This is a genomic window from Mesorhizobium kowhaii, from assembly GCF_042431665.1.
GTDB classification, from domain to species: domain Bacteria; phylum Pseudomonadota; class Alphaproteobacteria; order Rhizobiales; family Rhizobiaceae; genus Mesorhizobium; species Mesorhizobium kowhaii.
The window spans coordinates 262,394-289,107 of record NZ_JBHLYT010000002.1 but is presented as its reverse complement, the minus strand read 5'-3'; the positions used below and the strand labels follow the sequence as shown (position 1 = coordinate 289,107).

General features: G+C 63.1%; 27 protein-coding genes. 20 read left to right on the top strand and 7 right to left on the bottom strand.

Annotation, left to right across the window (positions count from 1 at the left end; translation table 11 throughout):
* The first annotated feature begins 193 nt into the window (after positions 1-193).
* The 10 genes from ACFFNA_RS02145 to ACFFNA_RS02100 all read left to right on the top strand — a co-directional run bounded on the left by ACFFNA_RS02145 (position 194) and on the right by ACFFNA_RS02100 (position 12,469).
* On the top strand, positions 194-1,357 hold the full coding sequence (locus ACFFNA_RS02145) for a DUF6600 domain-containing protein (protein ID WP_378915230.1): 1,164 nt from the start codon (positions 194-196) through the stop codon (positions 1,355-1,357).
* 257 nt (positions 1,358-1,614) lie between these two features.
* Entirely contained in the window at positions 1,615-3,396 is a 1,782-nt protein-coding gene (locus tag ACFFNA_RS02140; protein WP_378915228.1) for an acetolactate synthase 3 large subunit, read from the top strand.
* Positions 3,397-3,479: 83 nt separating this feature from the next.
* Entirely contained in the window at positions 3,480-4,052 is a 573-nt protein-coding gene (gene ilvN, locus ACFFNA_RS02135; protein ID WP_027044849.1) for an acetolactate synthase small subunit, read from the top strand.
* Between the two features lie 171 nt (positions 4,053-4,223).
* Positions 4,224-4,820 (top strand): LysE family translocator, encoded by a 597-nt coding sequence (locus ACFFNA_RS02130; RefSeq protein ID WP_378915226.1) that lies wholly within the window; start codon positions 4,224-4,226, stop codon positions 4,818-4,820.
* A 226-nt stretch (positions 4,821-5,046) separates the two neighbouring features.
* Positions 5,047-6,330 carry an efflux RND transporter periplasmic adaptor subunit gene (locus ACFFNA_RS02125; RefSeq protein WP_378915628.1) on the top strand — a complete coding sequence of 428 codons (1,284 nt, stop codon included), beginning with the start codon at positions 5,047-5,049 and terminating at the stop codon, positions 6,328-6,330.
* Complete coding sequence (locus ACFFNA_RS02120; RefSeq protein ID WP_378915224.1) at positions 6,327-9,485, top strand: efflux RND transporter permease subunit; 3,159 nt, start codon at positions 6,327-6,329, stop codon at positions 9,483-9,485. The genes ACFFNA_RS02125 and ACFFNA_RS02120 overlap by 4 nt, the downstream gene beginning before the upstream one ends.
* A 74-nt stretch (positions 9,486-9,559) precedes the next feature.
* Complete coding sequence (gene nthA, locus ACFFNA_RS02115) at positions 9,560-10,165, top strand: nitrile hydratase subunit alpha (protein ID WP_378915222.1); 606 nt, start codon at positions 9,560-9,562, stop codon at positions 10,163-10,165.
* Positions 10,162-10,821: a nitrile hydratase subunit beta gene (gene nthB, locus ACFFNA_RS02110; protein WP_378915220.1), complete on the top strand. Its 660-nt coding sequence runs from the start codon at positions 10,162-10,164 to the stop codon at positions 10,819-10,821. The genes nthA and nthB overlap by 4 nt, the downstream gene beginning before the upstream one ends.
* On the top strand, positions 10,808-11,173 hold the full coding sequence (locus ACFFNA_RS02105; protein ID WP_167458724.1) for a nitrile hydratase accessory protein: 366 nt from the start codon (positions 10,808-10,810) through the stop codon (positions 11,171-11,173). The genes nthB and ACFFNA_RS02105 overlap by 14 nt, the downstream gene beginning before the upstream one ends.
* Before the next feature lie 168 nt (positions 11,174-11,341).
* A complete protein-coding gene (locus tag ACFFNA_RS02100) occupies positions 11,342-12,469 on the top strand; it encodes an ATP-dependent DNA helicase (RefSeq protein WP_184873422.1) in 1,128 nt (375 codons plus the stop codon).
* Positions 12,470-12,505: 36 nt separating this feature from the next.
* Here ACFFNA_RS02100 and ACFFNA_RS02095 read toward each other — a convergent pair whose 3' ends face one another.
* The gene (locus ACFFNA_RS02095) at positions 12,506-12,922 is read right to left on the bottom strand and encodes a SpoIIAA family protein (RefSeq protein WP_378915217.1); all 417 of its coding nucleotides are present in this window, start codon (positions 12,920-12,922) and stop codon (positions 12,506-12,508) included.
* Positions 12,923-13,035: 113 nt separating this feature from the next.
* Between ACFFNA_RS02095 and ACFFNA_RS02090 the strand changes: the two genes are divergently transcribed.
* The 3 genes from ACFFNA_RS02090 (at position 13,036) to ACFFNA_RS02080 (ending at position 16,875) form a co-directional block, all read left to right on the top strand.
* Complete coding sequence (locus tag ACFFNA_RS02090) at positions 13,036-13,776, top strand: pyridoxine 5'-phosphate synthase (protein WP_111547679.1); 741 nt, start codon at positions 13,036-13,038, stop codon at positions 13,774-13,776.
* Positions 13,777-13,879: 103 nt separating this feature from the next.
* The gene (locus tag ACFFNA_RS02085) at positions 13,880-15,799 is read left to right on the top strand and encodes a potassium transporter Kup (protein WP_378915215.1); all 1,920 of its coding nucleotides are present in this window, start codon (positions 13,880-13,882) and stop codon (positions 15,797-15,799) included.
* Between the two features lie 35 nt (positions 15,800-15,834).
* Complete coding sequence (locus ACFFNA_RS02080; RefSeq protein ID WP_378915213.1) at positions 15,835-16,875, top strand: SDR family oxidoreductase; 1,041 nt, start codon at positions 15,835-15,837, stop codon at positions 16,873-16,875.
* A gap of 43 nt (positions 16,876-16,918) precedes the next feature.
* On the opposite strand, the gene ACFFNA_RS02075 is transcribed toward ACFFNA_RS02080, so the two are convergent.
* Positions 16,919-17,812: an SDR family oxidoreductase gene (locus ACFFNA_RS02075; protein WP_378915211.1), complete on the bottom strand. Its 894-nt coding sequence runs from the start codon at positions 17,810-17,812 to the stop codon at positions 16,919-16,921.
* Between the two features lie 132 nt (positions 17,813-17,944).
* On the opposite strand from ACFFNA_RS02075, the gene ACFFNA_RS02070 reads away from it, so the two are divergent.
* Together ACFFNA_RS02070 and ACFFNA_RS02065 are read left to right on the top strand one after the other, a co-directional pair.
* A complete protein-coding gene (locus tag ACFFNA_RS02070) occupies positions 17,945-18,355 on the top strand; it encodes a winged helix-turn-helix transcriptional regulator (RefSeq protein WP_378915209.1) in 411 nt (136 codons plus the stop codon).
* 122 nt (positions 18,356-18,477) lie between these two features.
* Entirely contained in the window at positions 18,478-19,662 is a 1,185-nt protein-coding gene (locus tag ACFFNA_RS02065) for an FAD-dependent oxidoreductase (protein ID WP_378915626.1), read from the top strand.
* Here ACFFNA_RS02065 and ACFFNA_RS02060 read toward each other — a convergent pair.
* Both ACFFNA_RS02060 and ACFFNA_RS02055 read right to left on the bottom strand, forming a co-directional pair.
* Positions 19,610-20,338: a glutathione S-transferase family protein gene (locus tag ACFFNA_RS02060; protein ID WP_378915207.1), complete on the bottom strand. Its 729-nt coding sequence runs from the start codon at positions 20,336-20,338 to the stop codon at positions 19,610-19,612. The genes ACFFNA_RS02065 and ACFFNA_RS02060 overlap by 53 nt on opposite strands.
* 1 nt (position 20,339) lies before the next feature.
* A complete protein-coding gene (locus ACFFNA_RS02055; protein ID WP_378915206.1) occupies positions 20,340-20,645 on the bottom strand; it encodes a Rieske (2Fe-2S) protein in 306 nt (101 codons plus the stop codon).
* A gap of 100 nt (positions 20,646-20,745) precedes the next feature.
* On the opposite strand from ACFFNA_RS02055, the gene ACFFNA_RS02050 reads away from it, so the two are divergent.
* The gene (locus tag ACFFNA_RS02050) at positions 20,746-21,204 is read left to right on the top strand and encodes a MarR family winged helix-turn-helix transcriptional regulator (protein ID WP_378915204.1); all 459 of its coding nucleotides are present in this window, start codon (positions 20,746-20,748) and stop codon (positions 21,202-21,204) included.
* Between the two features lie 24 nt (positions 21,205-21,228).
* Here the strand turns inward: ACFFNA_RS02050 and ACFFNA_RS02045 are convergent, their stop codons facing one another.
* Complete coding sequence (locus ACFFNA_RS02045) at positions 21,229-21,663, bottom strand: anthrone oxygenase family protein (RefSeq protein WP_378915202.1); 435 nt, start codon at positions 21,661-21,663, stop codon at positions 21,229-21,231.
* Positions 21,664-21,835: 172 nt separating this feature from the next.
* Between ACFFNA_RS02045 and ACFFNA_RS02040 the strand changes: the two genes are divergently transcribed.
* Positions 21,836-22,489 (top strand): TetR/AcrR family transcriptional regulator, encoded by a 654-nt coding sequence (locus ACFFNA_RS02040; RefSeq protein ID WP_378915200.1) that lies wholly within the window; start codon positions 21,836-21,838, stop codon positions 22,487-22,489.
* Between the two features lie 25 nt (positions 22,490-22,514).
* On the top strand, positions 22,515-23,534 hold the full coding sequence (ilvC, locus tag ACFFNA_RS02035; RefSeq protein WP_378915198.1) for a ketol-acid reductoisomerase: 1,020 nt from the start codon (positions 22,515-22,517) through the stop codon (positions 23,532-23,534).
* 204 nt (positions 23,535-23,738) lie between these two features.
* Here the strand turns inward: ilvC and ACFFNA_RS02030 are convergent, their stop codons facing one another.
* Positions 23,739-24,158, bottom strand: coding sequence for a cupin domain-containing protein (locus tag ACFFNA_RS02030; protein ID WP_378915196.1), 420 nt, complete (start codon positions 24,156-24,158; stop codon positions 23,739-23,741).
* Positions 24,159-24,215: 57 nt separating this feature from the next.
* On the opposite strand from ACFFNA_RS02030, the gene ACFFNA_RS02025 reads away from it, so the two are divergent.
* Entirely contained in the window at positions 24,216-24,707 is a 492-nt protein-coding gene (locus ACFFNA_RS02025) for a MarR family winged helix-turn-helix transcriptional regulator (RefSeq protein WP_378915194.1), read from the top strand.
* A gap of 122 nt (positions 24,708-24,829) precedes the next feature.
* Here the strand turns inward: ACFFNA_RS02025 and ACFFNA_RS02020 are convergent, their stop codons facing one another.
* Positions 24,830-25,414 carry a BA14K family protein gene (locus ACFFNA_RS02020; protein ID WP_378915192.1) on the bottom strand — a complete coding sequence of 195 codons (585 nt, stop codon included), beginning with the start codon at positions 25,412-25,414 and terminating at the stop codon, positions 24,830-24,832.
* A 185-nt stretch (positions 25,415-25,599) separates the two neighbouring features.
* On the opposite strand from ACFFNA_RS02020, the gene ACFFNA_RS02015 reads away from it, so the two are divergent.
* Positions 25,600-26,712 (top strand): endonuclease/exonuclease/phosphatase family protein, encoded by a 1,113-nt coding sequence (locus tag ACFFNA_RS02015; RefSeq protein WP_378915190.1) that lies wholly within the window; start codon positions 25,600-25,602, stop codon positions 26,710-26,712.
* Positions 26,713-26,714 lie beyond the last annotated feature (2 nt).

The window sequence follows — 26,714 nt, the reverse complement described above, 5'->3', positions numbered from 1 at the left end:
CATATGCCGCAATGCGGTCACGGAGGCTGAGGACAACCGGTCGGAGAGAAGCCGGGAAGCGGTGGCGGGCAACAGGGCGGTTCCCCGGGGATTTTCTGGATGCGGAACTCTGGAGCCCGTTATGCCCGTTAAACAAGCGTTTTTACGTCACTGTGTAGGCCGGCGCGGACGCGCCGCGGCAATGGCTCTGGTCATGGCCCTGAGCGCGACCTTGACCAGCCCGCTGGTGTTGCCGGGAATCCAGGCCGCGCATGCGGCGGAGATTTCCGTGACCATCCGCGAGAGGCTTTCAACCTATGGCGGATGGCGGACCTCCAACCGCTTTGGCGAGGTCTGGGTTCCGACGGTCCGTGCCGAGTGGCGGCCCTACACCGAAGGCCGATGGGTCTGGACCGACGACGGCTGGTACTGGGAATCCGCCGAGCCGTTCGGCGATGTCGTCTACCACTACGGCCGCTGGGCCTATGATCCCGATTTCGGCTGGGTGTGGATCGCCGGCGACCAATGGGCGCCAGCCTGGGTGGTCTGGCGCCAGGGTGGCGACGATGTCGGCTGGGCGCCGGCGCCGCCCGATGTCGACGTCGCCTTCGACGATGCCTGGTGGTGTTTCGTGCCGGTGGCGGCGATCGGCGCGGTCGATCTGGTCAGGGTGGTGCGGCCTGCCACTGAGAATGTCGTGATCGTGCGCAACACGACGATCATCAACCAGACTGTGGTCAACAATGCGCCACATGTGCGGCTCGGCAACCAGGTCGTCGCGATCAATGCCGGACCCAGGCTGCAACAGTTCCCCAAGCCCGTGGTAGCCTCGATCAAGGCAGCAAAATTGGCTCCGCCTCGCAAAGGTGTGATCGCCATTGCGCGGCTCGATACGTCGAGGGGCGCGGAGATCAAGAAGCTGGCCGGCAATGGAGCGCCGAACGTGACGGCGGCCAATGCGAGCGGACCGACCGTTTCGGGCCATGGTCCGAAGGCGCTGACCGGCAACAAGGCGATTTCCCCGGGTGCTGTGACAGCGGGTAATCCTGCTGTTGTGAAGCCAGGTGTACGCAAGCGGATGGTCGCCAGCAACGGCGTGAAGGCCGATGCACTCAAGGTCCATGCCAACAAGACCGCAGGCAACGGGCATGTCGTCGTAAAGTCGTCGCCCAACTCCGTTCCGCCCAAGTCGATTTCCGGGCAGCGTCTCGCACGCGGGGGCGGGCCGCAAAAGCCGCATCAGCAGGCGCTGGCAATGCGCATGTCCCAGCACAATGGTCCGGCGAAGGTCGCGCCTCACCACCCGGCGGCAAAGATGCAGGCCAGGAAGGTGTCAAAATGTGATCCGCACGTTTCTCGCTGCAAGGCGCCGGGCTGACCACCAGAGTCGCGCCGGCATGCTCCGCGTGTTGGCGCGATTTTTCCCGTTGACAGGCTGCCTTTCCCGCCCTTAGTGTCCGCCACCATGAAAACGGCACTCATTCTCGTAGGAAAGCGCGTGGGCAAGGCGGTGTAACCGCCGGGCGAAAACCCCCCATGCGCACACACAGGCTCCCTCGGGGGCCTTTTTTATTGCCTGAAACACGACTAAACGACCAGCAATCGCCAGATGGCGGACAGTACGGGACCAGACCGATGAGCAACGGACAGAGTGAGCGGCGCGAAATGACGGGCGCCGAAATGGTGGTGCAGGCGCTGAAGGACAATGGCGTCAAGCATGTCTTCGGCTATCCGGGCGGCGCGGTTCTCCCGATCTACGACGAAATCTTCCAGCAGGACGAGGTCGAGCATATTCTGGTGCGCCACGAGCAGGGCGCCGGCCATGCGGCCGAAGGCTATGCGCGCTCGACCGGCAAGGCCGGTGTCATGCTGGTGACGTCGGGACCCGGTGCCACCAATGCGGTGACGCCGCTGCAGGACGCGTTGATGGATTCGATCCCGCTGGTCTGCCTGACCGGGCAGGTGCCGACCTCGCTGATCGGCTCCGACGCTTTCCAGGAGTGCGACACGGTCGGCATCACGCGCCCCTGCACCAAGCACAACTGGCTGGTGAAGGACGTCAACGAGCTCGCCGCGACCATCCACGAGGCCTTTCATGTCGCGACCACCGGCCGTCCCGGTCCGGTCGTGGTCGACATCCCGAAGGACGTGCAGTTCGCCAGGGGTTTTTACGTCTCGCCACAGATCGCACCGCGCACCAGCTACCAGCCGAAGGTCCAGGGCGACCTGGAAAAGATCAAGGCAGCGGTCGAACTGATGGCCAGCGCCAAGAAGCCGATCATCTACAGCGGCGGCGGCGTGATCAATTCGGGTCCGGAAGCAAGCCATTTGCTGCGCGAACTGGTCGATCTCACCGGTTTCCCGATCACCTCGACGCTGATGGGGCTCGGCGCCTATCCGGCATCGGGCAAGAACTGGATGGGCATGCTGGGCATGCACGGCACTTATGAAGCCAACATGGCCATGCATGATTGCGACGTGATGATCTGCATCGGCGCGCGTTTCGACGACCGCATCACCGGGCGGCTGACCGCGTTCTCGCCGAACTCGAAGAAGATCCACATCGACATCGATCCGTCGTCGATCAACAAGAACGTTCACATCGAAGTGCCGATCATTGGCGATGTCGGCCGGGTGCTGGAGGATATGGTGCGGCTGTGGCGGGCGACCGCCAAGACCGACAAGAAGGCGCTCTACCCCTGGTGGGAGCAGATCGCCAAATGGCGTGCGCGCGATTCACTGGCCTTCAAGATGAACAACGACGTGATCATGCCGCAATATGCCATCCAGCGGCTCTACGAACTGACCAAGGGTATGGACACCTACATCACCACCGAGGTCGGCCAGCACCAGATGTGGGCGGCGCAGCACTATCATTTCGAGAAGCCGAACCGCTGGATGACGTCAGGCGGGCTGGGCACGATGGGCTACGGCCTGCCGGCGGCACTCGGCGTGCAGATCGCGCATCCCGACGCGCTGGTCATCGACATCGCCGGCGACGCCTCGGTGCAGATGACGATGCAGGAGATGAGCGCGGCCGTGCAGCACGACGCGCCGATCAAGATCTTCATCCTCAACAACCAGTATATGGGCATGGTGCGGCAGTGGCAGCAGCTGCTGCACGGCAACCGGCTGTCGCATTCCTACACCGAGGCGATGCCGGACTTCGTCAAGCTGGCCGAGGCCTATGGCGGCCACGGCATACGCTGCGAGAAGCCGGACGAGCTGGACGACGCGATCAAGGAGATGATCTCGGTCAGGAAGCCGGTGCTGTTCGATTGCCGCGTGGCGACCCTTGCCAACTGCTTCCCGATGATCCCGTCGGGCAAGGCGCATAACGAGATGCTGCTGCCGGACGAGGCGACCGACGAGGCGGTGGCCAACGCCATCGACGCCAAGGGCAGGGAATTGGTGTAGTTCGCCTGGTCGAGGCAGGGCTGTCGCAAGAAGCCGTGCGAAAACAGATGGTTAGTTAAAAGTTTGAAATCGAGATTCATGTCATGAACGCACAGCTACAACCGACCGGCTCCGCCTACTTCATCGCCAAGGAAACGGAAAAGCCGGAGAACCACACGCTTTCCGTGCTGGTCGACAACGAGCCGGGCGTGCTTGCCCGTGTCATCGGCCTGTTCTCCGGGCGCGGCTACAACATCGAGAGCCTGACCGTTTCCGAGACCGAGCACGAGAAGCACCTGTCGCGCATCACCATCGTGACGCGCGGCACGCCGCATGTGCTGGAGCAGATCAAGCACCAGCTCGAGCGCATCGTGCCGGTCCACCGCGTGGTCGACCTGACCGTGCGTTCGCATGAATCCGGCCAGGAGCGGCCGCTGGAGCGGGAGCTGGCGCTGGTCAAGGTGGCGGGCACCGGCGAGGCCCGCGTCGAGGCGCTGCGGCTGGCCGACGCGTTCCGCGCCAGCGTCATCGACGCCAACACCGAGCATTTTATCTTCGAAATCACCGGCAAGGGCACCAAGATCGACCAGTTCATCGCCATCATGAAGCCGCTCGGCCTGGTCGAAATCTGCCGCACCGGCGTGGCGGCTTTGAATCGCGGCCCGCAGGCGATGTAGGACTTCGGCGCACGCATCAGCACCTTCCGAAGAGTTAGGCTTCTGGTCCCGCTACGCGCCAGCCGTGGCCTTTGCGTGTCCTGATATAACAAGACAATAGTGCTGACTTATCTGTGCATGTCGCCGACCCAAAACCGCTGGCACCGAACAACATGCATTCGGGAGGATATCATGTCGCTCGATGCGTTCCTTGCCCTGCTTGTCTACGCTTTGGTGACGTCGATCACGCCGGGGCCGAACAATCTCATGCTTCTGGCATCGGGGGTGAATTTCGGCATCGTCAGAACGGTTCCGCACATGCTTGGCATCAGCATCGGTTTCCTGGTGCTGCTGGTGGCCGTGGGCCTTGGCCTTGGTGCGGTGCTGACAGCGTTTCCGGTGCTGCACGCGGGATTGAAGATCGCCGGTGGCGCCTATCTGCTGTATCTCGCGTGGAAGATCGCCATGTCGCGCACGTTGACCGGCAAGGGCGAGACGAAGGGGCAGCCGATGCGCTTCATCGATGCTGCGGCTTTCCAGTGGGTCAATCCCAAGGCATGGGTGATGGCGATCACCGCCATGGCCGTCTACACCAATCCGGAGCATCCGTTCCTATCGGTGGTGTTGATCTCGGTAGCCTTCACCGTCGTCAATTTGCCGAGCGTCTCGGTGTGGGCGGGTTTCGGCACCGCGCTGCGCGGTTTCCTGTCGGACCCGGTGCGCCTGAAATGGTTCAACATCGCTATGGGCGTGCTGCTGGCGGCGACGCTGTGGCCCATGCTCCGCTAGGTGTGTCGACATTCAGGTGGTGCCGGCCTGACCTGAATCTCGCCCCACCTTAGTCGGCTGCACATCCATTGTGCAGTGCACATTAAATCTTCGTAATGCCGTGTTTTGGCCCTTTTCCGACAAAGGCGTGTCCTATCTATTCGGCGAAACCGCGGCAACGGCCGTGATTTGCGCTAGAATATGACCATCGGACCACGGCGTGTCGGGTGGAGAGGGCCTTTTGACCATGCGTGGAAAAGTCGTTCTTTCGTTGCTAGCCGTCGCTTGCCTGGGCGGGGCTGCCTGGCTTTATCTTTCGCCTGACGCGCTGGGCAAGGTTGAACAGATCATCGGCCAAAAGCAGGTTGCCGCTGCGGACCAACCGGCTGCGGCCTCGGCCTCCGCTTCGGACAAGAAGGGTGCCAGCGCGGCGCGCTCCGCATCCATCCTCTCGGCCGTCGCTTCGACGGCCGATTTCCCGGTCCGGCGCTATGCGATCGGTTTCGTCTCGTCTCCGGCCGTCGTCAGCATCAATGCACGGGTATCCAGCCAGATCGTATCGATCGACGTCAAGGACGGGCAGATGGTGAAGACCGGCGACGTTCTGTTTTCGCTGGACGACCGCGCGTTGAAGGCGCAGCTCGCCAAGGACCAGGCGACGCTGGCCAAGGACCAGGCGATGCTCGCCAGCTCGAATTCCGATCTCCAGCGCGCCAAGGACCTCGTCGCCAAGCAGGCCGGCACGCAGCAGACCTATGATCAGGCGGTGGCGGCGCAAAAGGCGGCGGCAGCGACCGTCGATGCCGACAAGGCGACAATCGACGCCGACAACGTCCAGCTTGGCTTTGCCACGATCACGGCGCCGATTTCCGGCCGGCTTGGCGCCGTCAGTGTCGCGGTCGGCGACCTCGTCACCACCAGCAGTGGCAACAACAGCAGCACGGCGACCCCGCTGGTGACCATCACCCAGATCGACCCGTTGCAGGTGAACTTCAATCTGCCGGAAAGTAACCTGGCGCTTCTGCATAAGGCGCTTGCCGCGCCGCAGCAGGGTGCCGTGACGCTGACCAAGGACGGCGATCCGACGCCGATCGGCAAGGGTACGCTCGATTTCGTCGATTCCAGCGTCGACACCGCTTCCGGTACGATCGCGACGCGGGCGAGCGTGCCGAATGCCGATCTGTCGCTATGGCCGGGCCAGTATGTGAATGTCGTGCTCGACGCCGGCATCATGCCGCAGATGACATCCGTTCCCACGGTCGCGGTGCAGCCCAGCCAGAAGGGGCCGTTCGTCTATGTGGTCAAGCCCGACAACACGGTCGAGATGCGGCCGGTGCAGGTGGCGCTGACCGAAGGCGAAAACAGCGCCATCAGCCAGGGGCTGAAAAGCGGCGAGCGTGTCGTCGTCGAGGGCCAGACAAGGCTGAAGAATGGCGCTGCAGTGCACGAAGGAAAGACCCCGGCCGATGGCGGCGGTCAAGCCGCTCCCAAGGTGGCTGAGGCCACCACTACCGGCGAGGCCGCCAAATGATTTCCGAATTCTGCATCCGCAGGCCCGTCGCCACGCTTCTCATGTCGTTCGCCCTCGTGCTGGGCGGGTTGTTCGCCTACAAGTTCCTGCCGGTGGCAGCATTGCCGAGCGCCGAATTCCCGGTGGTCAACGTCTCGGCCCAGTTGCCCGGCGCCTCGCCGGAAACCATGGCCACATCGGTGGCGACGCCACTGATCAAGCAGTTCGCCACCATCGCCGGCATCGATTCGATCTCGACCACGAACTCGCTCGGTTCGACCTCGATCGCCATCCAGTTCGTGCTCAACCGGGATATCGACGCGGCCGCGGCCGACGTGCAGGCGGCGATCGCGCGCACGCAGAAATCACTGCCGCCGCAGATGACGGCGCCGCCGAGCTATCGCAAGGTCAATCCGGCCGATGCGCCGATCCTGCTGATGTCGCTGGTCAGCGACACGGTTCCGTTGACCGACCTCGACGCTTTCGCGGAAAACGTCATCTCGCCTTCGCTGTCGACCATCGATGGGGTGGCGCAGGTCTCGATCTTCGGACAGCAGAAATATGCCGTGCGCATCCAGATCGATCCGACCGCGCTTGCGGCGCGCGGCATCTCGATCGATCAGCTGCAGGCGGCGATCGCGTCTGCAAACAGCAACACGCCGCTCGGCGTGCTCCAGAATGACAAGCAGCAGCTCACTATCACCGCCAACACGCAGCTCGACAACGCCGCCGGCTTTTCCAACCTCATCATCGCCACCAAAAACGGTCACCCGGTACGGCTGGGCGAGGTGACCCGCGTTGTCGATTCGGTGCAGACCACGACGACGGCGAGCTGGTATGACGGCACCCGCGCCATCATCATGGCGGTGCAGCGCCAGCCCGACGCCAACACTGTCGATGTCGTCGACAAGGTCAAGGCGATGCTGCCGTCCTTCCAGGACCAGATGCCGGCCGCCGCCTCGATCAAGCTGCTCAACGACCGTTCGACCTCGATCCGTCAGGCCGTCGATGACGTGCAGTTCACGCTGCTGTTGACCATCGCGCTGGTGGTCATGGTGATCTTCGTGTTCCTGCGCCGGGTGACGGCGACCATTATTCCGGCCGTGGCGGTGCCGATCTCGCTGATTGCCACGCTTGGCGCGATGTTCCTGTTCGGCTTTTCCATCGACAACATATCGCTGATGGGCCTGACGCTTGCGGTCGGCCTTGTCGTCGACGATGCCATCGTGATGCTGGAAAACATCTTCCGCCATATGGAGGAGGACGGGTTGTCGGCTTTCGATGCGTCGCTGAAGGGCGCGCGCGAAATCGGCTTCACCATCATCTCGATCTCGATTTCGCTGGTGGCCGTGTTTATCCCCGTGCTTCTGATGGGCGGCGTCATCGGACGCATCTTCAACGAGTTCGCCGTCGTGGTGACGGTCGCCATCCTGGCGTCGATGTTCGTGTCGCTGACGCTGACACCGATGCTGTGCTCGCGTTTGCTGTCGGTCACGAAGGCCGATCGCGACAAGCATGGCCCTGGCCATAAGCAGGACCTCGTCACACGCAGCTATGACCGGATCTTGAGCTTCTGCCTGCGGCACACCTTCCTGGTGTTCCTCGTCTTTGTCGGCACCGCAGCAGCGTCGGTGTGGCTGATCCAGGTCTCGCCGAAGGGTTTCTTCCCGCAGGAGGATATCGGCCAGATATCGGTGACGACCATCGCGCGCCAGGACATATCGTTTGACGCCATGGTGAAGCTGCAAGGGCAGGTGGCCAATGTCTTCTCCCATTCGCCCTATGTCGACCATGTGGCGTGGTCGGCGGGCAGCGGTAACAATGCGCTCAACCAGGGGCAGCTCTTCGTCCAGCTCAAGGGGAAGGACCAGCGTCCCGATATCGAGAAGGTGCTTTCGGATCTAAGGCGACAACTGGCCGGCGTGGCGGGTATCGAGACCTACATGCAGCCGGTGCAGAACCTGCGGCTTGGCTCGCGCTCCTCCGCCAGCGCCTACCAGCTCGTGGTTCAGGGCCTCGATACCGGCCAGACCGATATCTGGGCGCAGAAGATGAATGACGCGATGGCGGCCGACCATGCGACCTTCGCCGATGTCACCAGCGACCTGCAGAACAATGCGCTGCAGGCGACGCTGGTGGTGGATCGCGATAAAGCCGCCCAGCTCGGCATCGATACCGACACGCTGCGCTCCGCCCTCTATGGCGGGTTCGGTACCGACCAGGTTTCGACAATCTTCGGTTCGGCCGACAGCTACGAAGTCATCACCGAGCTCGATCCCAAGATCGAATGGTCGCCCGAGCGGATGCTCGCCATCCAGATGAGGACGGCGAGCGGCAGTCTGGTTCCGCTCGGCGCCTTCGCCCGGGTCGACCGCACGGCCGGCGCCTTGACGGTCAACCAGCTCGGCCAGCTTCCGGCCGTGACCATCTCCTACAATCTGCCGCAAGGCGTGGCGCTCGGCGACAGCGTGACCCGTATCAACGCGCTCAAAGAGCAGATCGGCATGCCGACGGCGATCTCGACGACCTTTGCCGGTACGGCCAAGACCTTCCAGGACTCGCTTGCAAATCAGGGCATGCTGATCGGCGGCGCGATCCTGACCATTTATATCGTGCTCGGCATTCTTTATGAGAGCTTCATCCACCCGCTCACCATTCTCACCGGCCTGCCATCGGCGGTGCTTGGCGCCGTCGTTGCGCTGCGCTTCGCAGGCATGGATCTGTCGGTGATCGCGGTGATCGGCATTCTGATGCTGATCGGCATCGTCAAGAAGAATGGCATCATGATGGTCGATGTCGCGCTCGAACTGCGACGAGAAGGCATGTCGGCCACCGAGTCTATCCACAAGGCCTGCCTGATGCGTTTCAGGCCAATTATGATGACGACGCTGGCGGCACTGATGGGCACATTCCCGATCGCGCTCGGCACCGGCGCCAGCGCCGAACTGCGCCAGCCGCTGGGTGTTGCCGTTGTCGGCGGTCTGCTGGCTTCGCAGGCGCTGACCCTGTTCGTCACGCCGGTGATCTATGTCTACATGGAGAATTTCTCGGGCTGGCTGGTCGGGCTCATGCCAAAGCGCAAGGGCGAGCAAATCTCGCAGGAGCCTGTGAAGCAGCCGTCGCTGTTCGATGTCAATGAGGAGCAGCAACTCGAACAGCGAGCGGCCGCCGAATAGAAGTCGACGTCGCGAGAGGTCTGGCCCAAGCCGTCGTGCTTGCGGCGGCATGATCGGAAACGTATTTTGCGGTCATGTCACACGATCATGACCATGACAACGAACTCGACCCTTTTGCCTCACGCGTGCGCGCGCTGGAGACCATCCTTACCCGCAAGGGTCTGATCGATCCGGCCGCGATCGACGTCATCGTCGATACCTACGAAACCAGGATCGGCCCGCGCAATGGCGCCAGGGTGGTGGCCAAGGCCTGGGCCGACCCGGCATTCGCAGAGTGGCTGAAAAGCGATGCGACGGCGGCGATCGAATCTCTCAGCTACACCGGCCGCCAGGGCGAGCATATGCAGGCGGTCTTCAACACCGAGGAGACGCACAACCTCGTCGTCTGCACGCTGTGCTCCTGCTATCCGTGGTCGGTGCTCGGCCTGCCGCCGGTCTGGTACAAGGCGCCGCCCTACCGCTCGCGCGCGGTCATCGATCCGCGCGGTGTGCTGGAAGAATTCGGGCTGACGCTGCCGGTGACCAAGAAGATCCGCGTCTGGGATTCGACCGCCGAGTTGCGCTATCTCGTCGTGCCGATGCGGCCCGAGGGCACCGAGGGCTGGAGCGAGGAGCGGCTGGCCGATCTGGTGAGCCGCGACGCGATGATCGGCACCGGGCTGGCGAGGCAGCCGGCATGAACGGGCCGCAGGACCTTGGTGGGCAGATGGGGTTCGGCCCTGTTGCCCCCGAAGTGGACGAGCCGTATTTCCATGCCGCCTGGGAAAGGCGGGCGCTCGGCGTGACCTTATGCGCTGGCGCCATGGGTGCCTGGAACATCGACGAGAGCCGGCACGCGCGGGAATCGCTGCATCCCGCCAATTATTATGCCTCCAGCTACTACGAGATCTGGATCAAGGCGCTGGAAGTGCTGCTCAAGCGCCATGGCTTCGTCACGGAGCGCGATCTCGAGGCAGGCACGGTGGTGGATACGGCCGCTGTGCCGAAACGGGTGCTGAAGGCGGAAAACGTGCCTGATGTGCTGGCCAAGGGCGGTCCTTGCGACCGGCCGGTGGCGCAACCGGGGCGGTTCAAGGCCGGCGATCCGGTGCGGACCAAAAACTTCAACCCGACCGGCCATACGCGGCTGCCGCGCTATGCACGCGGCAAGCATGGAACGATCGAGGCCGTGCACGACGGCTTCGTGTTCCCTGACAGCAACGCGCATGGCCAGGGCGAAAACCCGCAATGGGTCTACACCGTGGTTTTCGAAGGGTCGGAAATCTGGGGCGAGGGGGCCGACCCGACGCTGAGCGTGTCGATCGATGCCTGGGAGAGCTATCTTGAGCCGGCGTGAGGCAAACGGACACGCCGCCGATTTGCCGCCGGGCGTCGATGCACCGGTCTTTGCCGAACCGTGGCAGGCCGAAGCGTTCGCCATGACGGTGGCGCTGCACGACAAGGGTCTGTTTTCGTGGAGCGAATGGGCGCAGGCGCTGTCGGCCGAGGTGAAGAAGCCAGGTGCCGCGGCTGACGGCCATGACTATTACGAACATTGGCTGGCGGCGCTGGAAAGTCTGCTTGCCTCAAAAGGGCTGGCCGCCAAGTCCGATGTCGATGCGATGGCTGAAGCCTGGGAGCGCGCCGCGCATGCTACCCCGCACGGCAAGCCGATCCTGCTGGAGAACGATCCCAGTCCGACCGAATAGGTCGTGGCGGCCCGACCGGATAGGTCGTGGCGGAGCGGTATCTGTTCCCTTTACGTTCTCGTTCGCGCCTGATAGCCTGACCCGTCGGCGGCGCTGAAGCGTCCCCGACATGTCGATGGTGGTGGCGGCTATCTTGTCTTTCCCTTGCGAATCCGGTCTCTCGCGCTGATGGAATTCTCTCCCCAACAGGACGAGGCGCTGCAAGCGGTTGCCCGCTGGCTGAAGACCGGAAAGCCGCAGCTGTTCCGGCTGTTCGGCTATGCCGGCACCGGCAAGACGACGCTGGCGCGCTATTTCGCCGAACATGTCGACGGCCAGGTGCAGTTCGCCGCCTTTACCGGCAAGGCCGCGCAGGTGCTGCGCTCCAAGGGCGCGGTCAATGCCCGCACCATCCATTCGCTGATCTATCGGCCGAAGGGCGAGGAATCGGTATCGGACGAGGTCACCGGCAAGACCTCGATGTCGCCGACCTTTTCGCTCAATCGGCAGAGCCCGATCTCGCGGGCGAAACTGGTCGTCATCGACGAATGTTCGATGGTCGACGAGCAGCTTGGCCGCGACCTGATGAGTTTTGGCACGCCGATCCTGGTGCTCGGCGATCCCGGCCAGCTGCCGCCGATTTCGGGTGGCGGCTTCTTCACCGATCACGAGCCGGATTTCCTGCTCACTGAAATCCATCGGCAGGCGCGCGACAACCCGATCCTGCGGCTGGCGCTCGATGTGCGCGAGGGCCGGGAATTCATGCGCGGCGACTATGGCACCGCACAGGTGATCGGCAAGGAAGACGTCACCCAGGAACTGGTGCTGAAGGCCGACCAGGTGCTGGTCGGTACCAATCGCACGCGCCGGCGCTACAATCAGCGGCTGCGCGAGCTCAAAGGGTTCAATGCCGACTATCCGCAGGCCGGCGACAAGCTGGTCTGCCTGCGCAACGATCCGGCCAAGGGCCTGCTCAACGGCTCGCTGTGGAAGGTGATGACCTCGTCGCGCGAGACGGTGAAGCCCGGCATCAACCTTTTGGTGTCGCCGGAAGAGGACGATCCGGATCGCGGCGTCGCCAAGATCAAGCTGCTCAAGGCGGCCTTCGAGGATCCGGATGCCGACATCCCCTGGCAGCAGAAGAAGCGCTTCGACGATTTCGATTATGGTTACGCGCTGACCGTGCACAAGGCACAGGGCTCGCAATGGAACGAGATCGTGCTGTTCGATGAAAGCTGGGCTTTTAAGGAAACCCGCCAGCGGTGGCTCTACACCGCCATCACGCGCGCGGCCGAGCGGCTGACGATCGTCAGGTAGCAGGCACTCGCCGGGACCTTGCGGGGCTGTCGTGTTTCAGCCACGACCCTGTTGCTTTTCGGTCGGCCGGGCTCCAAGCCATTGCCAGGCCGAGGCTTCGTCCTCGGTCTCGAAATGCCTGAATTCGATTGACGGCGAAGCCCGCAGGAGGTGTCGCGCATCCGCTATCCAGTTCGGCTCGCCGATCGCCGCGCAACGGCCGACATGTTCCATTGCATCGGCGGTGCCCTGTTTCAGGGTTTCTTGCGCAATATTGGCCCAGTCGACGCCATCGTGGTCGACAAGGCGCACCAGCACGTCGATGCGAGGATGAAGGGCATAGGCTGCCTCCATCAACCCGAAAAGGTTTTCGCCATCGGCCGCGGAGACGTGCCCGACGACATCGATGGCGAGAAGGTCGTCACGGCTGGTCTCGATACGACGGATAGCCGGTACGGTGTCGAGAAAATTCATGGCGCTTCCTTTCCCGGACTCAATTCATCAGGCTTGGAACACCCGAAACCCCCTGTCTGTTCCCGCCAAAGGCATTATAGGTGGCGCGTCGAATGATTTCCGAGGCCGCCTCCATGCCTGCAAAACTCTCCGTCAATCTCAATGCCGTGGCCATGCTGCGCAACCGGCGTGACCTGCCGTGGCCGAGCGTGACTGGCATTGGCCGCATTGCGCTCGCAGCCGGGGCGCATGGGCTGACGGTGCATCCGCGCCCCGACGAGCGGCACACAAGACACTCCGATCTGCCTGAGATCCGGTCCCTGATCGACGACGAGTTTCCGCGCGCGGAATTCAACATCGAGGGCTATCCGACCGAGGATTTCCTGGTGCTTGTGGAAAAGCATCAGCCCGAACAGGTGACGCTGGTGCCGGACGATCCGGCGCAGGCGACGTCAGACCACGGCTGGAACTTTGCCGCCGAGGCAGCGTTCCTGACACCGATCGTCAAGCGTCTGAAGAAGGGGGGCTTCCGCGTGTCGCTGTTTTCGGACCCGGACCCCGATTGCGTGACGGCCGCGCGTGACACCGGCGCCGACCGCATAGAGCTCTATACGGGTCCGTATGGCAGCTATCATTCCGATCCCGCCAGAGCGGCCAAGGAGCTGGAAAGACTGGGAAAAACCGCCGACGCCGCGCTTGCCGCCGGCCTGCAGGTCAATGCCGGGCACGATCTGGTGGTCAGCAATCTGCCGGCACTGGCAAAGCGCATTCCCGCATTGGCCGAAGTGTCGATCGGACATGGGTTGACAGCCGACGCGTTGGAGTATGGCATGGCCGGGACGGTGGGACGATTTCTTAGGGCTTGCGGGTGGTAGCGATGGCAGCTTCGCAGGGCAAGCAAGGCAGCCATCACGCGACGGCACTTGATATTGCATCGCAGCAAGCGTAGAGCACCGCGCGCTTATCGGAGTGTCGCCCATGGCCCTTGCCAATGCTGGTAGTGAGGCAGAACCCGTCGAACAATCGAGCCATCCAGAAGTCGAACAGCACAGCACCAAGGTTCTGATGTTGGGCGCGCTCGGTGTTGTCTATGGGGATATCGGCACCAGCCCGATCTACGCCTTTCGCGAAGCGCTGGTGGCGTCATCGGGCGGCAATGTCGCCCAGCGCGGCGATATTCTCGGCGTTCTGTCGCTGATCATCTGGTCGCTGACGATCATCGTCACCATCAAATACATCATGTTCGTGCTGCGCGCCGACAACCGCGGCGAGGGCGGCGTGCTGTCGCTGATGGCGCTGGCGCGCGGCAGTTTCCCCAAGCGCTCGGCGCTGATACTTGGCATCGGCATCGTTGGGGCATCGCTTTTCTTCGGTGACGCCGTCATCACGCCGGCGATTTCGGTGCTGTCGGCGGTGGAGGGCATGAATGTCGTCACCCCCACCTTCCAGCCCTATGTCGTGCCGCTGACGCTGGTCATCCTTGCCATGGTGTTCGCGGTGCAGCGCTTTGGCACGGGCGGGGTGGGATTGGTGTTCGGTCCGGTGACCGCAGTATGGTTCCTGGCCATTGGCCTTTCCGGTCTCAACCACATCATCGCCGATCCGGAAATCCTGTGGGCGATCAGCCCGCACTACATCGTCGCCTTTCTGATCAATTCGCCCGACGTCGCTTTCGTCACCATCGGCGCCATCTTCCTCGCCGTCACCGGCGCGGAAGCGCTCTATGCCGATCTCGGTCATTTCGGCCGCAAGCCGATCGTGCTCGCCTGGCTGGCAATCGTGTTTCCTTGCCTGCTGCTCAACTATGCCGGACAGGGCGCCTTCGTGCTGGCAAAGAACGGCATCGTCGGCCATCCGTTCTTCGAGATGAACGAGGGCTGGACGCTGATCCCGATGGTCGTGCTGGCGACCGCCGCAACGGTCATCGCCAGCCAGGCGGTGATTTCCGGCGCCTTCTCGCTGACCAGGCAGGCGGTGCAGCTCAACATGCTGCCGCGCCTGGAAATCCTGCACACCTCGGAAAAACAGTCCGGCCAGATCTACATGCCGCGCGTCAACCTCTTGCTGGCGCTGGCGGTGATGCTGCTGGTCGTCGGCTTCGGCGAGTCCAGCAGGCTGGCGTCGGCCTATGGTATTTCGGTGACTGGCAACATGCTGGTGACCACGGTGCTGCTCTATGTCGTCATGACGCGCATCTGGAAATGGCAGCTGTGGCTGGCAGTCTCGCTGACGGCGCTGTTTGCCTTTATCGACGTCGGCTTCTTTGCCTCCAACATCGTCAAGGTGTTCGAGGGCGGCTGGGCATCGCTGGCCGTGGCCTTCACCATCGTGTTGGCCATGTGGACCTGGGTGCGCGGCAGCCGCTATCTGTTCGACAAGACCCGCCGCAACGAGATCCCGCTCGATTTCCTCGCCGGCAATTTGTTGAAGAAAAAGCCACAGCTGGTGTCCGGCACCGCGGTGTTCCTGACCAGCGATCCCTTGAGCGCGCCAACCGCGCTGATGCACAGCCTGAAGCACTACAAGGTGCTGCATGAGCAGAATGTCATCCTTTCCGTGGTGACGGCGCCGCAGCCGGTGGTGCCCGACAGCGACCGGGTCAAGATGGAGACGGTCAACGAACTGTTCATGCGGGTGACGCTGACCTTCGGCTATATGGAGCAGCCCAACATCCCGCGCGCGCTGGCGATCTGCCGCAAGCAGGGCTGGAAGTTCGACATCATGACGACCTCGTTCTTCCTGTCGCGACGTTCGCTCAAGGCCTCGCCCAATTCCGGCATGCCGGTGTGGCAGGACCGGTTGTTCATCGGCCTGGCGCGCACGGCGGCCGATGCGACCGAATATTTCCAGATCCCGACCGGCCGTGTGGTAGAGATCGGTACGCAGGTGGCGATCTGACGGTCTCTTGCCGATGAATGGCTGAGGAGGCGGGAATGAGCGGCGAATTGGTGCTTGTTACCGGCGGCTCCGGCTTCCTCGGCGCGCATTGTATTCTCGAACTGCTGAAGGCCGGCTACCGCGTGCGCACGACCGTGCGCTCAGCCAAGCGTGAAGCCGATGTGCTCGCCATGCTCAAGGCCGGCGGCGCCGAGCCGGGCGCCGCACTCTCGTTCGCCGTCGCCGATCTGATGGCCGATGCGGGCTGGCCGGATGCGGTCGCCGGTTGCGGCTATGTGCTTCATGTCGCCTCGCCATTTCCGCCCGGCGTGCCGAAACATGAGGACGATCTGATCGTTCCGGCCCGCGAAGGCGCGCTCAGGGTGCTGCGCGCGGCCCGCGATGCGCGCGTCAAACGCGTCGTGCTGACCTCGTCCTTTGCGGCAATCGGCTATGGCAAGCCGCCGCCCGACGGCCGGCCGTTCACCGAGGAGAACTGGACCGATCCGACGGCCAAGGTCAGCGCCTATGTGAAGTCGAAGACCCTGGCGGAGCGTGCCGCCTGGGATTTTATTGCCGCGGAGGGTGGCGCACTAGAACTTGCGGTCGTCAATCCGGTCGGCATCTTCGGACCGGTTCTTGGGTCCGACCATTCGACCTCCACCGAATTTGTCCAGCGCATGTTGAACGGTGCCATGCCGGGGCTGCCGCGCCTGTCGTTTGGCGTCGTCGACGCGCGTGACGTGGCGGACCTGCATGTGCGCGCCATGACCAATCCTGCCGCCAGGGGGAAGCGATTTCTGGCGGTTGCCGGCGATTTCATGACCGTGCGGGAGATCGCGCAGACTTTGAAAATGCGGCTTGGTGATGCCGGGGCGCGCGTCTCGACGCGGGAGCTTCCCGATTGGCTGGTGCGGATCGTTGGCCTGTTCAACCCGGAAGCCGCACAGCTCGTGCCGGAACTGGGCAAGGTCAAGAATGCGACCAAAGCGAAGGCCGTGCGCCTGCTCGGCTGGGCACCGCGATCACGCGAAGACGCGCTGGTTGCGACGGGCGAAAGCCTGATCCGGCTTGGGCTGCTCAAGAAGGCGAAATAGCAGCGCCGAAAGCCGGGATTTCGGCTTTCGGCATCACTAACCGTCAGCCCGCCAGAGCCACCTTGTTGGCCTCCAGGAACTGCTTCAGCGTTTTTGACTTTCGGCCGGAAAGCGTCTCGACCGCGTCCGTCACCATGGCGATGCGGCCGGCGCGCGTGTTGGCGTCGAAGGACACGATGATGCGGGCGAAGTCTTCAGGAATGCCGGCCGCCTTCACCCCTTCGGTCAGGGCTTCATCTGAAACCTGCACGACATCGAGCGGCTTGCCGGTGACCTCGCTTACCAGGGCGGCAACCTCGGCCGTGGTGTAGGCATGCGGGCCGGTCAACGTGTAGGTCATGCTTTCGTTCGAAACAGCAGCGAGGCCGCCGGCGATCGCCGCCGCCATGTCATCGCGCGCACCATGGGCGATGCGGCCTTCGCCGGCGGACGTGTACCAGTGTCCAGAGGCGATGGCCTGCGGCAGTGCCATGAACAGGTTCTCTTGGTACCAGCCATTGCGGAAAATGGTGTAGGCGATGCCACTTGCCTTGATCGCCTGCTCGGTGCCGTAATGATCATTGGCAAACAGCACCGGCGAAACCGGCTCGGGGTTGGGCATCGAGGTATAGAGAAGATGGCCGACGGCGGCCTTCTTCGCTGCGGCCACCGCCGTCTCATGCTGTTTCAGGCGCCGACCGTCCTTCAGGTCCATTTCGCTGGTCGAGATGATCAGCACTCTGTCTACGCCCTGGAACGCGTTCTCCAGCGACGTCCTATCGTTGAAGTCGGCGGCCCTGACGACAACGCCGCGCGCTGCCAGGTCGGCAAGGTTGGCCGGCGTGCGGGTGGCGGCGATGATCTGCGGCGCCGGAACCTTGAACGTGTCCAGCAGATGGTTGATGACGCTGCGGCCGAGTTGGCCGGAAGCACCGGTGACGAGAAGGGTTTTGCTCATGGGTGATCCTGGCAAGGGTCAGAGGAGGGGGTAATGGTGGTCTCAAAAAGAGACCAGCACTAAAATAGGAATTGACCCGTGGCCGTAAAGAAGGCAGTTTTTCGGGAAGTAGGCACAGCCAGGGAACCAGCCGTGGACAGCACGATCGTCAATCTGAGATCCAAGCTCGAGATCTACAAATCCATGAGCGGCGGCGGCAACATTGCCGATTGCCCGGTCCGCGATGTGATCCAGGGTCTCAGCGGCAAATGGAGTTCGCTGTTGATGGGAGCACTGGCCGAGCAGCCGTATCGCTTCGGCGAATTGCGGCGGCTGGTGCCCGACATTTCACAGCGCATGCTGACCCAGACGCTCTACGATCTGCAGCGCGACGGTTATGTGCACCGCGAGGTGTTCCCGACCAAGCCGCCGAGCGTCGAGTACAGCCTGACCGATCTCGGACGATCGATGTTCGGCGCCTTGCATCAGCTGATCCTGTGGGCCGAGCTCAACCATGACGCGGTGCGCGACGCGCGCGCCGGTTTTGATGCCGCCCAAGGGTGAGCCGGACAACTGCGGCTTGATTTAGTCCGCCCGCTGAAGGATTGTCCGGCCAGTTCGGCTTTGGGGGCATCGGCATTTCCTACGATATCGCGATTGCCGGGGCCGGCCCGGCCGGGCTCGCCATGGCGCTCTACCTCAAGCACGCCGGGCATAGAGTCACTGTGTTCGAGCGCTTCGAGGAGCCGAAGCCGGTCGGTTCCGGGCTGATCCTGCAGCCGACCGGGCTGACGGTGCTTGCCGATCTCGGCCTGCTCGATGACATACTGGCACTGGGCAGCCGCATCCACCGCCTGCATGGCGCCGATGCCACGACCGGCCGCACCGTGCTCGATGTCCGCTATGATGCCCAGCGCGGCGGCCGCTTCGGGCTGGCGGTGCACCGGGCGGCTCTGTTCGGCGTGCTCTTTCGCGCTGTGCAGCGCGAGTCGATCGCCATCGAGACAGGTGTCGAGATCGAGACTCTGGAGACCGGCGAGCGGGCAACGCTGATCTGTGGCAACGGGCGACGGGCAGGGCCATTCGATCTGGTCGTGGACGCCAGCGGCTCACGCTCGAAACTGCGGCAGTGCACGGGCAATGCAGGCACGCCACGCCCACTCACCTATGGTGCGTTCTGGGCTTCGCTGCGCTGGCGCGGCGAAGGTTTCGACGAGCATGCACTGCTGCAACGCTACGACAAGGCCAGCGTGATGATCGGCGTGCTGCCGATCGGCCGGCCGGAGCCGGGTGCTGAAAAGATGGCGGCCTTCTTCTGGAGCCTGAAGCCGGCGGACGCCGATGAGGCGCGTGCCCGGGGCCTCGACGCCTGGAAGGAGAGGGTGGTTCGGCTGTGGCCCGAGAGCGAGGCGTACACCAGCCAGATCGAGGATTTCGACCAGCTTTCGCTGGCGCGCTACGGCCACCACACGATGAAGTGGCCGATCGGCCGGCGGTTGGCCGTCATCGGCGATGCTGCACACTCCACCAGCCCTCAGCTCGGGCAAGGGGCGAACATGGCGCTGCTCGACGCGGCGGCGCTCAGCCATGCGCTGGCGCGGACGCCAAACGTCGAGGTGGCACTTGAGACCTATGCCAAGGCGCGGCGCTGGCATGTGCGGATCTTTCAGGCGCTGTCGCTGGCATTCACGCCGTTCTACCAGTCGGATTCCGTGGCGCTGCCCTTCATCCGCGACAGGTTGGTGGCGACGGTGGCAAGAATCCCGCCGACGCCGCAAGTCCTTGCCTCGATGGTGGCCGGCACGGTGATCGATCCGTTCAGGCGGATCGGGCTGGCCGAAGCGCGGTGGCCAGATCGTTCCGCTGAATGATCGTCGAGAGATGCGACCCCTTCGCCTGCAGGAAAGCATGCAGGCGCTGCGGGTAGTCCGGCGCCACGGCGTGCCTGATCGACGGGCGTTCCCTCAACGCCTGGCGCCAGGCCCGGACGAACGGCTTGCCATCCAGAATGCCGAAATCGCCGATCTGATCGAAGGCGTCGAGATATCTGAAAACCGGGCCATGGACGGCGTCGACGAGCGAGAAGCGTTCGCCGGCGAACCAGGGTCCGGTCCGTTCAGTGTCCGCCAACTCGGCCTCGAGACGATCGAACATCGCCGACAGCGCGTCGGATTCGGCAAGGAAGCCGGCTCCGGTCTGGGCCGAATAGAACCGGCCGATGGCGTTGAGGATGGCCGAGCCGAATTCGATCCAGGCACGATGCCGGGCGCGGGCATAAGGGTCGGCGGGGTGGAGGGGATTGGCTCGTGTCTCTTCGAGGAATTCGAGAATGACAGCGGATTCGAAGATCACCGTTTCCTCGCCATTTCGCTGCACGCGCAGCAGCGGCACCTTGCCGAGCGGCGAGATCGCCTTGAACCAGTCCGGCTTGTTGGCGAGGTCGATGTCGATGCGCTCGAACGGCACGCCCTTTTCGGCCAGTGAAATCGCGGCGCGCTGCACATAGGGGCAGAGAGGATGGCTGACGAGAATGAGCTTGTCGGTCATCTCACTCTCCCCAGACGTAGTTCAACGCGCCGTCCTCGACGCGCGTCGACAGGAACATCAGGCGGGACTCCTTTGGCGCCGGGCCATCGAGACGGTCGCCGCTTGTCATGTCGAACGAGGCGCCGTGCCATTGGCAGACCAGCCTGCCGTCCTTGCAGTCGAGCGGCCCGCCGAAATGCAGACAGACATTGGCGGCGGCGCGGATACGCTCGCCGCTGCGATAGACATGGACCTCACGGCCGAAGAACGGCGCGATCAGGCTGCCCGTCTGCGGAATGTCGGCGAGTTTGCAGATTTCGTGTTTCATGGGATTTGCCTTCGGATATAGATGCAATTGCATCCATATAGATGCATATGCATTGATCGTCAAGCTTGATGCAATTGCATCTATCGCCTAGGATGCACTCATGACTGAGAAAGCCACGCCTTCATCCGAAGCCATCAACGCCTGGGCCCGCCTGATGCGCGTTTCGCGCCAGCTGATGGAAAGTGCTGAAGACGCGCTGAAGGAGAGCAGCCTGCCGCCGCTTGCCTGGTACGACGTGCTGCACGAGCTCGCCGAGGCGGGTGAGGGCGGGCTACGGCCATTCCAGCTGATCGAGCGTACTTTGTTTGCGCAATACAACATCTCGCGGCTGCTGGCGCGGCTCGAGGCTGACGGGCTGGTCGAGAAACTGCCGGTGGCCGATGACGGTCGCGGCCAGACCATCCGCATTTCGGCCAAGGGACGGGAGATGCGCCGCCAGATGTGGGCTGTCTATGGACGGTCGATCACCGAACTGGTCGGCGCCAAACTCTCTGCGGATGAGCTAAACATGGTCTCGGCACTGCTTGGCCGATTGCGCCATCCGCCCGTTGTGGACTGATGACGTAGCGCAGTCAGGCTGAAGTCAGCCCAGATGGCTGCCCCAGAGAAAGGCCAGTGTCGCCAGCACGCCAAGGGCTACGCGAACAAGGTGCAGGTTGCCCCATTTGACGATCAGGGACCTTGCTTGCGGACTGCCGGCGCCTGCATCCATCGCCTCCAGCACCCTGTTGGTCGGCATCATCGCGATCAGCGTCCACGGCCAAGGCAGGATGATCAGCACCGCGCCAACCAGAAAGGCAAAACCGCCAGTCTGCCACCAGCCAATGAGACCGAGAACGCAGGCGACAATGGCAATCGACGCCTGCATCGCGGCGCCGCGCTTGTAGGAGGGCTGCCATTCCTGCAGCAGCGCCTTGTCGTCGAGACCAAGCCGCGCCGGTTGCTCGGCGACACTGACGTAAATCGCGGCGCCAGAGAATGCGGCGGCAACCATCAAGGCAAGCAATCCGATCAGCATATTCTTTCCCCGCGCAAGCCGTGCGGCGCCGACGCCGTACAGTAGAAATAGGACTTGCAAGGCTCAGAACAATACGCCATAGAAGTGGCGAACCGTAACGTACGGTACGGCTCGTCGGAATGCCCGGCCAGCCTTGCCTGGCGAGACCGGCCTTGCCTGCCGAGAGAAGAGCGTGTTGCATATCGTGCCCGAGATCGACACCAGCGAAGCGCTGACGGAGCGGCAGAAAGCCGTGCTCGACGCAGCGTTGCGGCTGCTGGTCGAGGAGGGTGATCAGCTGACCATGACCGCCGTGGCGCGCCGGGCCAGCTGTTCCAAGGAAACGCTCTACAAATGGTTCGGCGACCGTGACGGGCTGTTGACGGCAACTGTTCAGTGGCAGGCGTCCAAGGTGCGGGTGGCGCAGGTCGATGGCAAGGGGCTCGATCTTGCCTCGCTGACCACAAGCCTCAAACGCTTCGCTTCCGACTGGCTGAAGGTGATCTCCAGCGACACCTCGATCGCGCTCAACCGCGTGGCGGTCAGTCATGCTGGTTCGGGCAAGGATAACCTTGGCGCCGTCGTGCTGGAGAATGGCCGCTTCGCGCTGGCCAAGCGGCTGAAGCCGGTGCTTGAGGCCGGACGAGAGGCCGGACTGCTCGACTTTGCGGATGCCGAGACGGCGTTCCGCACCTTTTTCGGGCTGGTCGCCCGCGATGTGCAGATCCGTCTGCTGCTCGGCGACCGGCTGGAATTGACTGAGGCGGCGATCGGCGGCGATGCCGCGCGGGCGACGCAGCAGTTTCTCGCTCTTTTTAAGAGCAACAACCGGCCGCAGGGCCTCTGATTCATAAAACGGGAAGGAAGACAAAATGCGTGTCTATTACGATCGCGATGCCGATCTCAACCTGATCAAGGGCAAGAAGGTCGCCATCATCGGCTATGGCAGCCAGGGCAGGGCGCATGCGCTCAACCTCAAGGATTCGGGCGTCAAGGACATCGCCATCGGCCTCAAGGCCGGCTCGGCGACCGCCAATAAGGTCGAGGCCGATGGGCTCAAGGTGATGAGCGTGGCGGACGCCGCCAAATGGGCCGACCTGATGATGATGGCGACGCCTGACGAACTGCAGGCCGACATCTACAGGAACGAGATCGCGCCGAACATCCGTGACGGCGCTGCAATCGCCTTCGCGCACGGCCTCAACGTGCATTTCGGCCTCATCGAGCCGAAGGCTTCGGTCGATGTCGTCATGATCGCACCGAAGGGCCCCGGCCACACGGTGCGCGGCGAATACCAGAAGGGCGGCGGCGTGCCGTGCCTGGTCGCCGTCAACCAGGATGCCTCGGGCAACGCGCTCGACCTGGCGCTGTCCTATGCCTGCGGCGTCGGCGGCGGCCGTTCGGGCATCATCGAGACCAATTTCCGCGAGGAATGCGAGACCGACCTGTTCGGCGAGCAGGTCGTGCTGTGCGGCGGTCTGGTCGAGCTGATCCGCGCCGGCTTCGAGACGCTGGTGGAAGCCGGCTACGCGCCGGAGATGGCCTATTTCGAATGCCTGCACGAGGTCAAGCTGATCGTCGACCTGATCTACGAGGGCGGCATCGCCAACATGAACTACTCGATCTCGAACACCGCCGAATGGGGCGAATATGTCTCGGGCCCGCGCATCATCACCGCCGAGACCAAGGCCGAGATGAAGCGCGTGCTGAAGGACATCCAGACGGGCAAGTTCACCTCGGAATGGATGCAGGAATACCGCGCCGGCATGTCGCGCTTCAAGGGCATCCGCCGCAACAATGACAGCCACCAGATCGAGGAAGTCGGTGCCAAGCTGCGCGCGATGATGCCGTGGATTTCCAAGAACAAGCTGGTCGACAAGGCCAAGAACTGAGCGAAATCCAGGCTCTTGCCTTTGCGCGTCCTCGGGCTTCGCCCTTTGGGGCGCGCGGGGGATTTCGAAGAACAAGCTGGTCGACAAGGCCAAGAACTAGGATCCGGACTCAGTCGTACCTCAATCTGGCTCACTGCGAGTTGGTCGCAGTGAGCTTGTCGTGGCGATACACCAGCACTGCTTGGGGCCGCCTCGGCTGGGGACCTACGCGGGCACGAGCCCGTGGCGCAGCATGACCTCCTTCGCCTTGGCCAGGTCGGGCTTGCCGGGGACATTGATCACCTCGGCAATCTCCTCGAAGTAGCGGCGCCCGATGGACCCCGGCGTCAGCACGGCCAAAGTCCGCGACACACCGTCGTGCAGGTTCTCGTGGTGGTGGACACTTCCGCGCGGAATGAAGATGGCGTCGCCGGCGCCGAGTTCCTGCTTTCGGTCATCAACGGTGATCGTCAAAATGCCCTCCAGCCCATACAGCGTTTCGTCCGCCTCCTGATGGTAGTGGGGCGCCGGTACGCGGGCGCGGGACGGGACAACGAATTCAAACACGGTTGCACCCTTGTCGGTGACCAGGAAGCGCAATTCCAGCTCACCGATCCTCAAGATGCTCTGCGTACTCGCTTCCATCGACATGCTCCTTGTTGTAAAGTGGTTTTACAGAGTTTGTAAAAGGACTTTACAACAATGTCAACAGCCAGTCAGACGGCAGAACCGCCGGAGCCCGACAGAGAGCTGCGCCCGCCCTTCTTCGGGGCTCTCCTGCGCATCACCTGGCAGCACGTTCGCACCCAGATGCACGAGGCCATTCATGACGCCGGCTTCACCGACTTTCAGGACGCTCACTTCGCCGTGTTCTCCTATCCCCTTCCGGATGGCGTAAGGCCGTCGGAACTGGCTCGCCAGAAGCGAATGTCGAGGCAGGCGATCAACTACCTCCTCATCCAGCTCGAGGAGCTCGGCTATGTCGAGCGGCGCTCTCCCGAGGGCAGCGATCGTCGCCTCATCTACCTGAGCGCGCGCGGGCGGCAGCTTGCCGAGACGATTTTCACCTGCCTGCGGCGGTTGCACGCGGAATGGGCGGAGGAGATCGGTGAGGAGCGATTCAACGACTTCCTTGACGTGTTGAAGCAACTGTCCGCGAGGGCGCAGGAGGGTCACTCCAAGGATCCAGGCTAGCGGTCAAATAGCCGAACGATCGCGGCAGCGTGCTGCACGTCACTGTGCTCGCGGTTCCCGTGGACAACAACGGCGCCGCGATGGGCGGCGCCGCATGGGTATTCGTCAATCAGCGCTGCTCATCAATAGGGCGAATAGCACTGCTGACGCGGGCCGTTGTAGGGCTGGAACGTGTTGTCCCAGGCGCGATAAGACCGGTAGCGGTCGTAGCACCATTGGACATGGGCGCTCGAAACCCGCTGCGTCCGGTAAGCGCGGTAGTAGCGGCGCGGCGGCGCGTCGTAGTAATTGTAGTTGTTGTACATGCTGCCAAGGCCCATCCCTAGGCCGAGGCCCAGAATCGCGGCACCCGCGCCATCATCGTAGTAACTGCCGCCGCGATAATGATGGCGACCATGACGCCAACGCCAGTTGTCTCCATCGTTCCAATTGCCGCCGCCGTTCCAGTTGCCACCGCCGTTCCAGTGTCGGTGGCCCCCGTTCCAGTTGCCACCGTTCCAGTTGCCGGACCGGCGCCATCTCCAGTTACCGCCGTTGTTATTGCCGCCCGCCCAGGCGTCGCGGACCGCCATCGGCGCCGCAGTGCTGGTGGGAATCGACAAGTCCGGTTGCATCATCGGGCCAGCGGCCGACGGTGCGGTGACCCCGGACAGAATACCGAGCGCTATAAGCCCGGATTTGACCGTGGAAGAAAAGAGCGAATTCATGACACTCTCCAAGAGATACAGGCCCCACGCCTACTCTAAGGGCCTACTGTGGATGTTTGCATCTGAACGGCGGATGAACGGAAAGGTTCCGTCAACCATGGCGCGAGTGGCATCAGGACCAATCGGTCTCCGCTGGTGGTCCCGCGACCTTGTTTTCTGGAGCACTTGCGGGCAAAGGTCATGACATGTCGCTGCGCCTTGCCACCTTCAATGTCGAGAACCTGATGAACAGGTTCGATTTTTCCGGCTATCGCAACCAGCTCAACGAGGATCGAACGCTTGCACTGTTCGATATCCAGAGCGAGGCGGAATACAAGATGCTGGAGCAGGCCCGCGCCATCGCCCAGTCCGACGATACGCGCCAGCTGACGGCGCTGGCGATCGCGGCGACCCGCGCCGACATCATTTGCATGCAGGAGGTCGACAATATCGAGGCGCTGAAGGCCTTCGAATACGGCTATCTGTTCAAGATGGTGGGGCAGGGCTACCGGCAGAAATACACCACTGCCGGCAATGATTCGCGCGGCATCGACGTTGCCGTGATGATGCGCAACGAAACCGCGCAGGGCCAGCCGATCGAATTCGTGCGCATGACCAGCCATGCCTACGTCACCTACGAACAGTTCGAGCTGCACACGCCCGAACTGGCGGCACTCGGCAACCAGGCCAATGAGCGCATTTTCCGGCGCGACTGCCTGGAAGTCGACGTGACCGTGGGCGGCGTGCCGCTGACGCTTTATCTCGTGCACTTCAAGTCGATGGGCTCGCCGCGCAACGGGCTCGACGGACGCGAAGCGACGATGCCGGTGCGCATCGCCGAAGCCCAGGCCGTGCGGCGGATCATCGAGGAGCGCTTCGGCAAGGACCACGCCGCCGACAAGCCCTGGGCGATCTGCGGCGACATGAACGATTACCGGCAGCGCGTGAAGATCGCCGGCGACGCGATCGACGGCTACCGCTTCGAAGTGGTCAACGAGAACCAGTCCTGCATCAACGTGCTGACAGAAGGCGGCTTCTGCGAAAACGTCGTCGAGCGGCGGCCGGAGATGAACCGCTGGAGTTTCTACCACACGCGTGGACCGGAAGAGCGGCATCTGTGCCAGCTAGACTATATCCTGCTGTCGAAGAGGCTCGCCGCCAGCAATGCGACGGCCGTTCCCGACATCATCCGCAACGGCCAGCCCTGGCGCACGATTTTCCCACCCGGCCAGGAGGTCGAACGCTTTCCGCGCGCCGGCTGGGACCGGCCGAAGGCATCGGATCATTGTCCGGTGGCCATCACCCTGGACATGACCTGATA

What these genes read in the sequence shown, in the direction of transcription:
- ACFFNA_RS02145 (WP_378915230.1), top strand. Translation starts at nt 194, where the DNA reads ATGGCCCTGAGCGCGACCTTGACCAGCCCGCTGGTGTTGCCGGGAATC.
- ACFFNA_RS02140 (WP_378915228.1), top strand. Translation starts at nt 1,615, where the DNA reads ATGAGCAACGGACAGAGTGAGCGGCGCGAAATGACGGGCGCCGAAATG.
- ilvN (WP_027044849.1), top strand. Translation starts at nt 3,480, where the DNA reads ATGAACGCACAGCTACAACCGACCGGCTCCGCCTACTTCATCGCCAAG.
- ACFFNA_RS02130 (WP_378915226.1), top strand. Translation starts at nt 4,224, where the DNA reads ATGTCGCTCGATGCGTTCCTTGCCCTGCTTGTCTACGCTTTGGTGACG.
- ACFFNA_RS02125 (WP_378915628.1), top strand. Translation starts at nt 5,047, where the DNA reads ATGCGTGGAAAAGTCGTTCTTTCGTTGCTAGCCGTCGCTTGCCTGGGC.
- ACFFNA_RS02120 (WP_378915224.1), top strand. Translation starts at nt 6,327, where the DNA reads ATGATTTCCGAATTCTGCATCCGCAGGCCCGTCGCCACGCTTCTCATG.
- nthA (WP_378915222.1), top strand. Translation starts at nt 9,560, where the DNA reads ATGTCACACGATCATGACCATGACAACGAACTCGACCCTTTTGCCTCA.
- nthB (WP_378915220.1), top strand. Translation starts at nt 10,162, where the DNA reads ATGAACGGGCCGCAGGACCTTGGTGGGCAGATGGGGTTCGGCCCTGTT.
- ACFFNA_RS02100 (WP_184873422.1), top strand. Translation starts at nt 11,342, where the DNA reads ATGGAATTCTCTCCCCAACAGGACGAGGCGCTGCAAGCGGTTGCCCGC.
- ACFFNA_RS02095 (WP_378915217.1), bottom strand. Translation starts at nt 12,922, where the DNA reads ATGAATTTTCTCGACACCGTACCGGCTATCCGTCGTATCGAGACCAGC.
- ACFFNA_RS02090 (WP_111547679.1), top strand. Translation starts at nt 13,036, where the DNA reads ATGCCTGCAAAACTCTCCGTCAATCTCAATGCCGTGGCCATGCTGCGC.
- ACFFNA_RS02085 (WP_378915215.1), top strand. Translation starts at nt 13,880, where the DNA reads ATGGCCCTTGCCAATGCTGGTAGTGAGGCAGAACCCGTCGAACAATCG.
- ACFFNA_RS02080 (WP_378915213.1), top strand. Translation starts at nt 15,835, where the DNA reads ATGAGCGGCGAATTGGTGCTTGTTACCGGCGGCTCCGGCTTCCTCGGC.
- ACFFNA_RS02075 (WP_378915211.1), bottom strand. Translation starts at nt 17,812, where the DNA reads ATGAGCAAAACCCTTCTCGTCACCGGTGCTTCCGGCCAACTCGGCCGC.
- ACFFNA_RS02065 (WP_378915626.1), top strand. Translation starts at nt 18,478, where the DNA reads ATGGCGCTCTACCTCAAGCACGCCGGGCATAGAGTCACTGTGTTCGAG.
- ACFFNA_RS02060 (WP_378915207.1), bottom strand. Translation starts at nt 20,338, where the DNA reads ATGACCGACAAGCTCATTCTCGTCAGCCATCCTCTCTGCCCCTATGTG.
- ACFFNA_RS02055 (WP_378915206.1), bottom strand. Translation starts at nt 20,645, where the DNA reads ATGAAACACGAAATCTGCAAACTCGCCGACATTCCGCAGACGGGCAGC.
- ACFFNA_RS02050 (WP_378915204.1), top strand. Translation starts at nt 20,746, where the DNA reads ATGACTGAGAAAGCCACGCCTTCATCCGAAGCCATCAACGCCTGGGCC.
- ACFFNA_RS02045 (WP_378915202.1), bottom strand. Translation starts at nt 21,663, where the DNA reads ATGCTGATCGGATTGCTTGCCTTGATGGTTGCCGCCGCATTCTCTGGC.
- ilvC (WP_378915198.1), top strand. Translation starts at nt 22,515, where the DNA reads ATGCGTGTCTATTACGATCGCGATGCCGATCTCAACCTGATCAAGGGC.
- ACFFNA_RS02030 (WP_378915196.1), bottom strand. Translation starts at nt 24,158, where the DNA reads ATGGAAGCGAGTACGCAGAGCATCTTGAGGATCGGTGAGCTGGAATTG.
- ACFFNA_RS02025 (WP_378915194.1), top strand. Translation starts at nt 24,216, where the DNA reads ATGTCAACAGCCAGTCAGACGGCAGAACCGCCGGAGCCCGACAGAGAG.
- ACFFNA_RS02020 (WP_378915192.1), bottom strand. Translation starts at nt 25,414, where the DNA reads ATGAATTCGCTCTTTTCTTCCACGGTCAAATCCGGGCTTATAGCGCTC.
- ACFFNA_RS02015 (WP_378915190.1), top strand. Translation starts at nt 25,600, where the DNA reads ATGTCGCTGCGCCTTGCCACCTTCAATGTCGAGAACCTGATGAACAGG.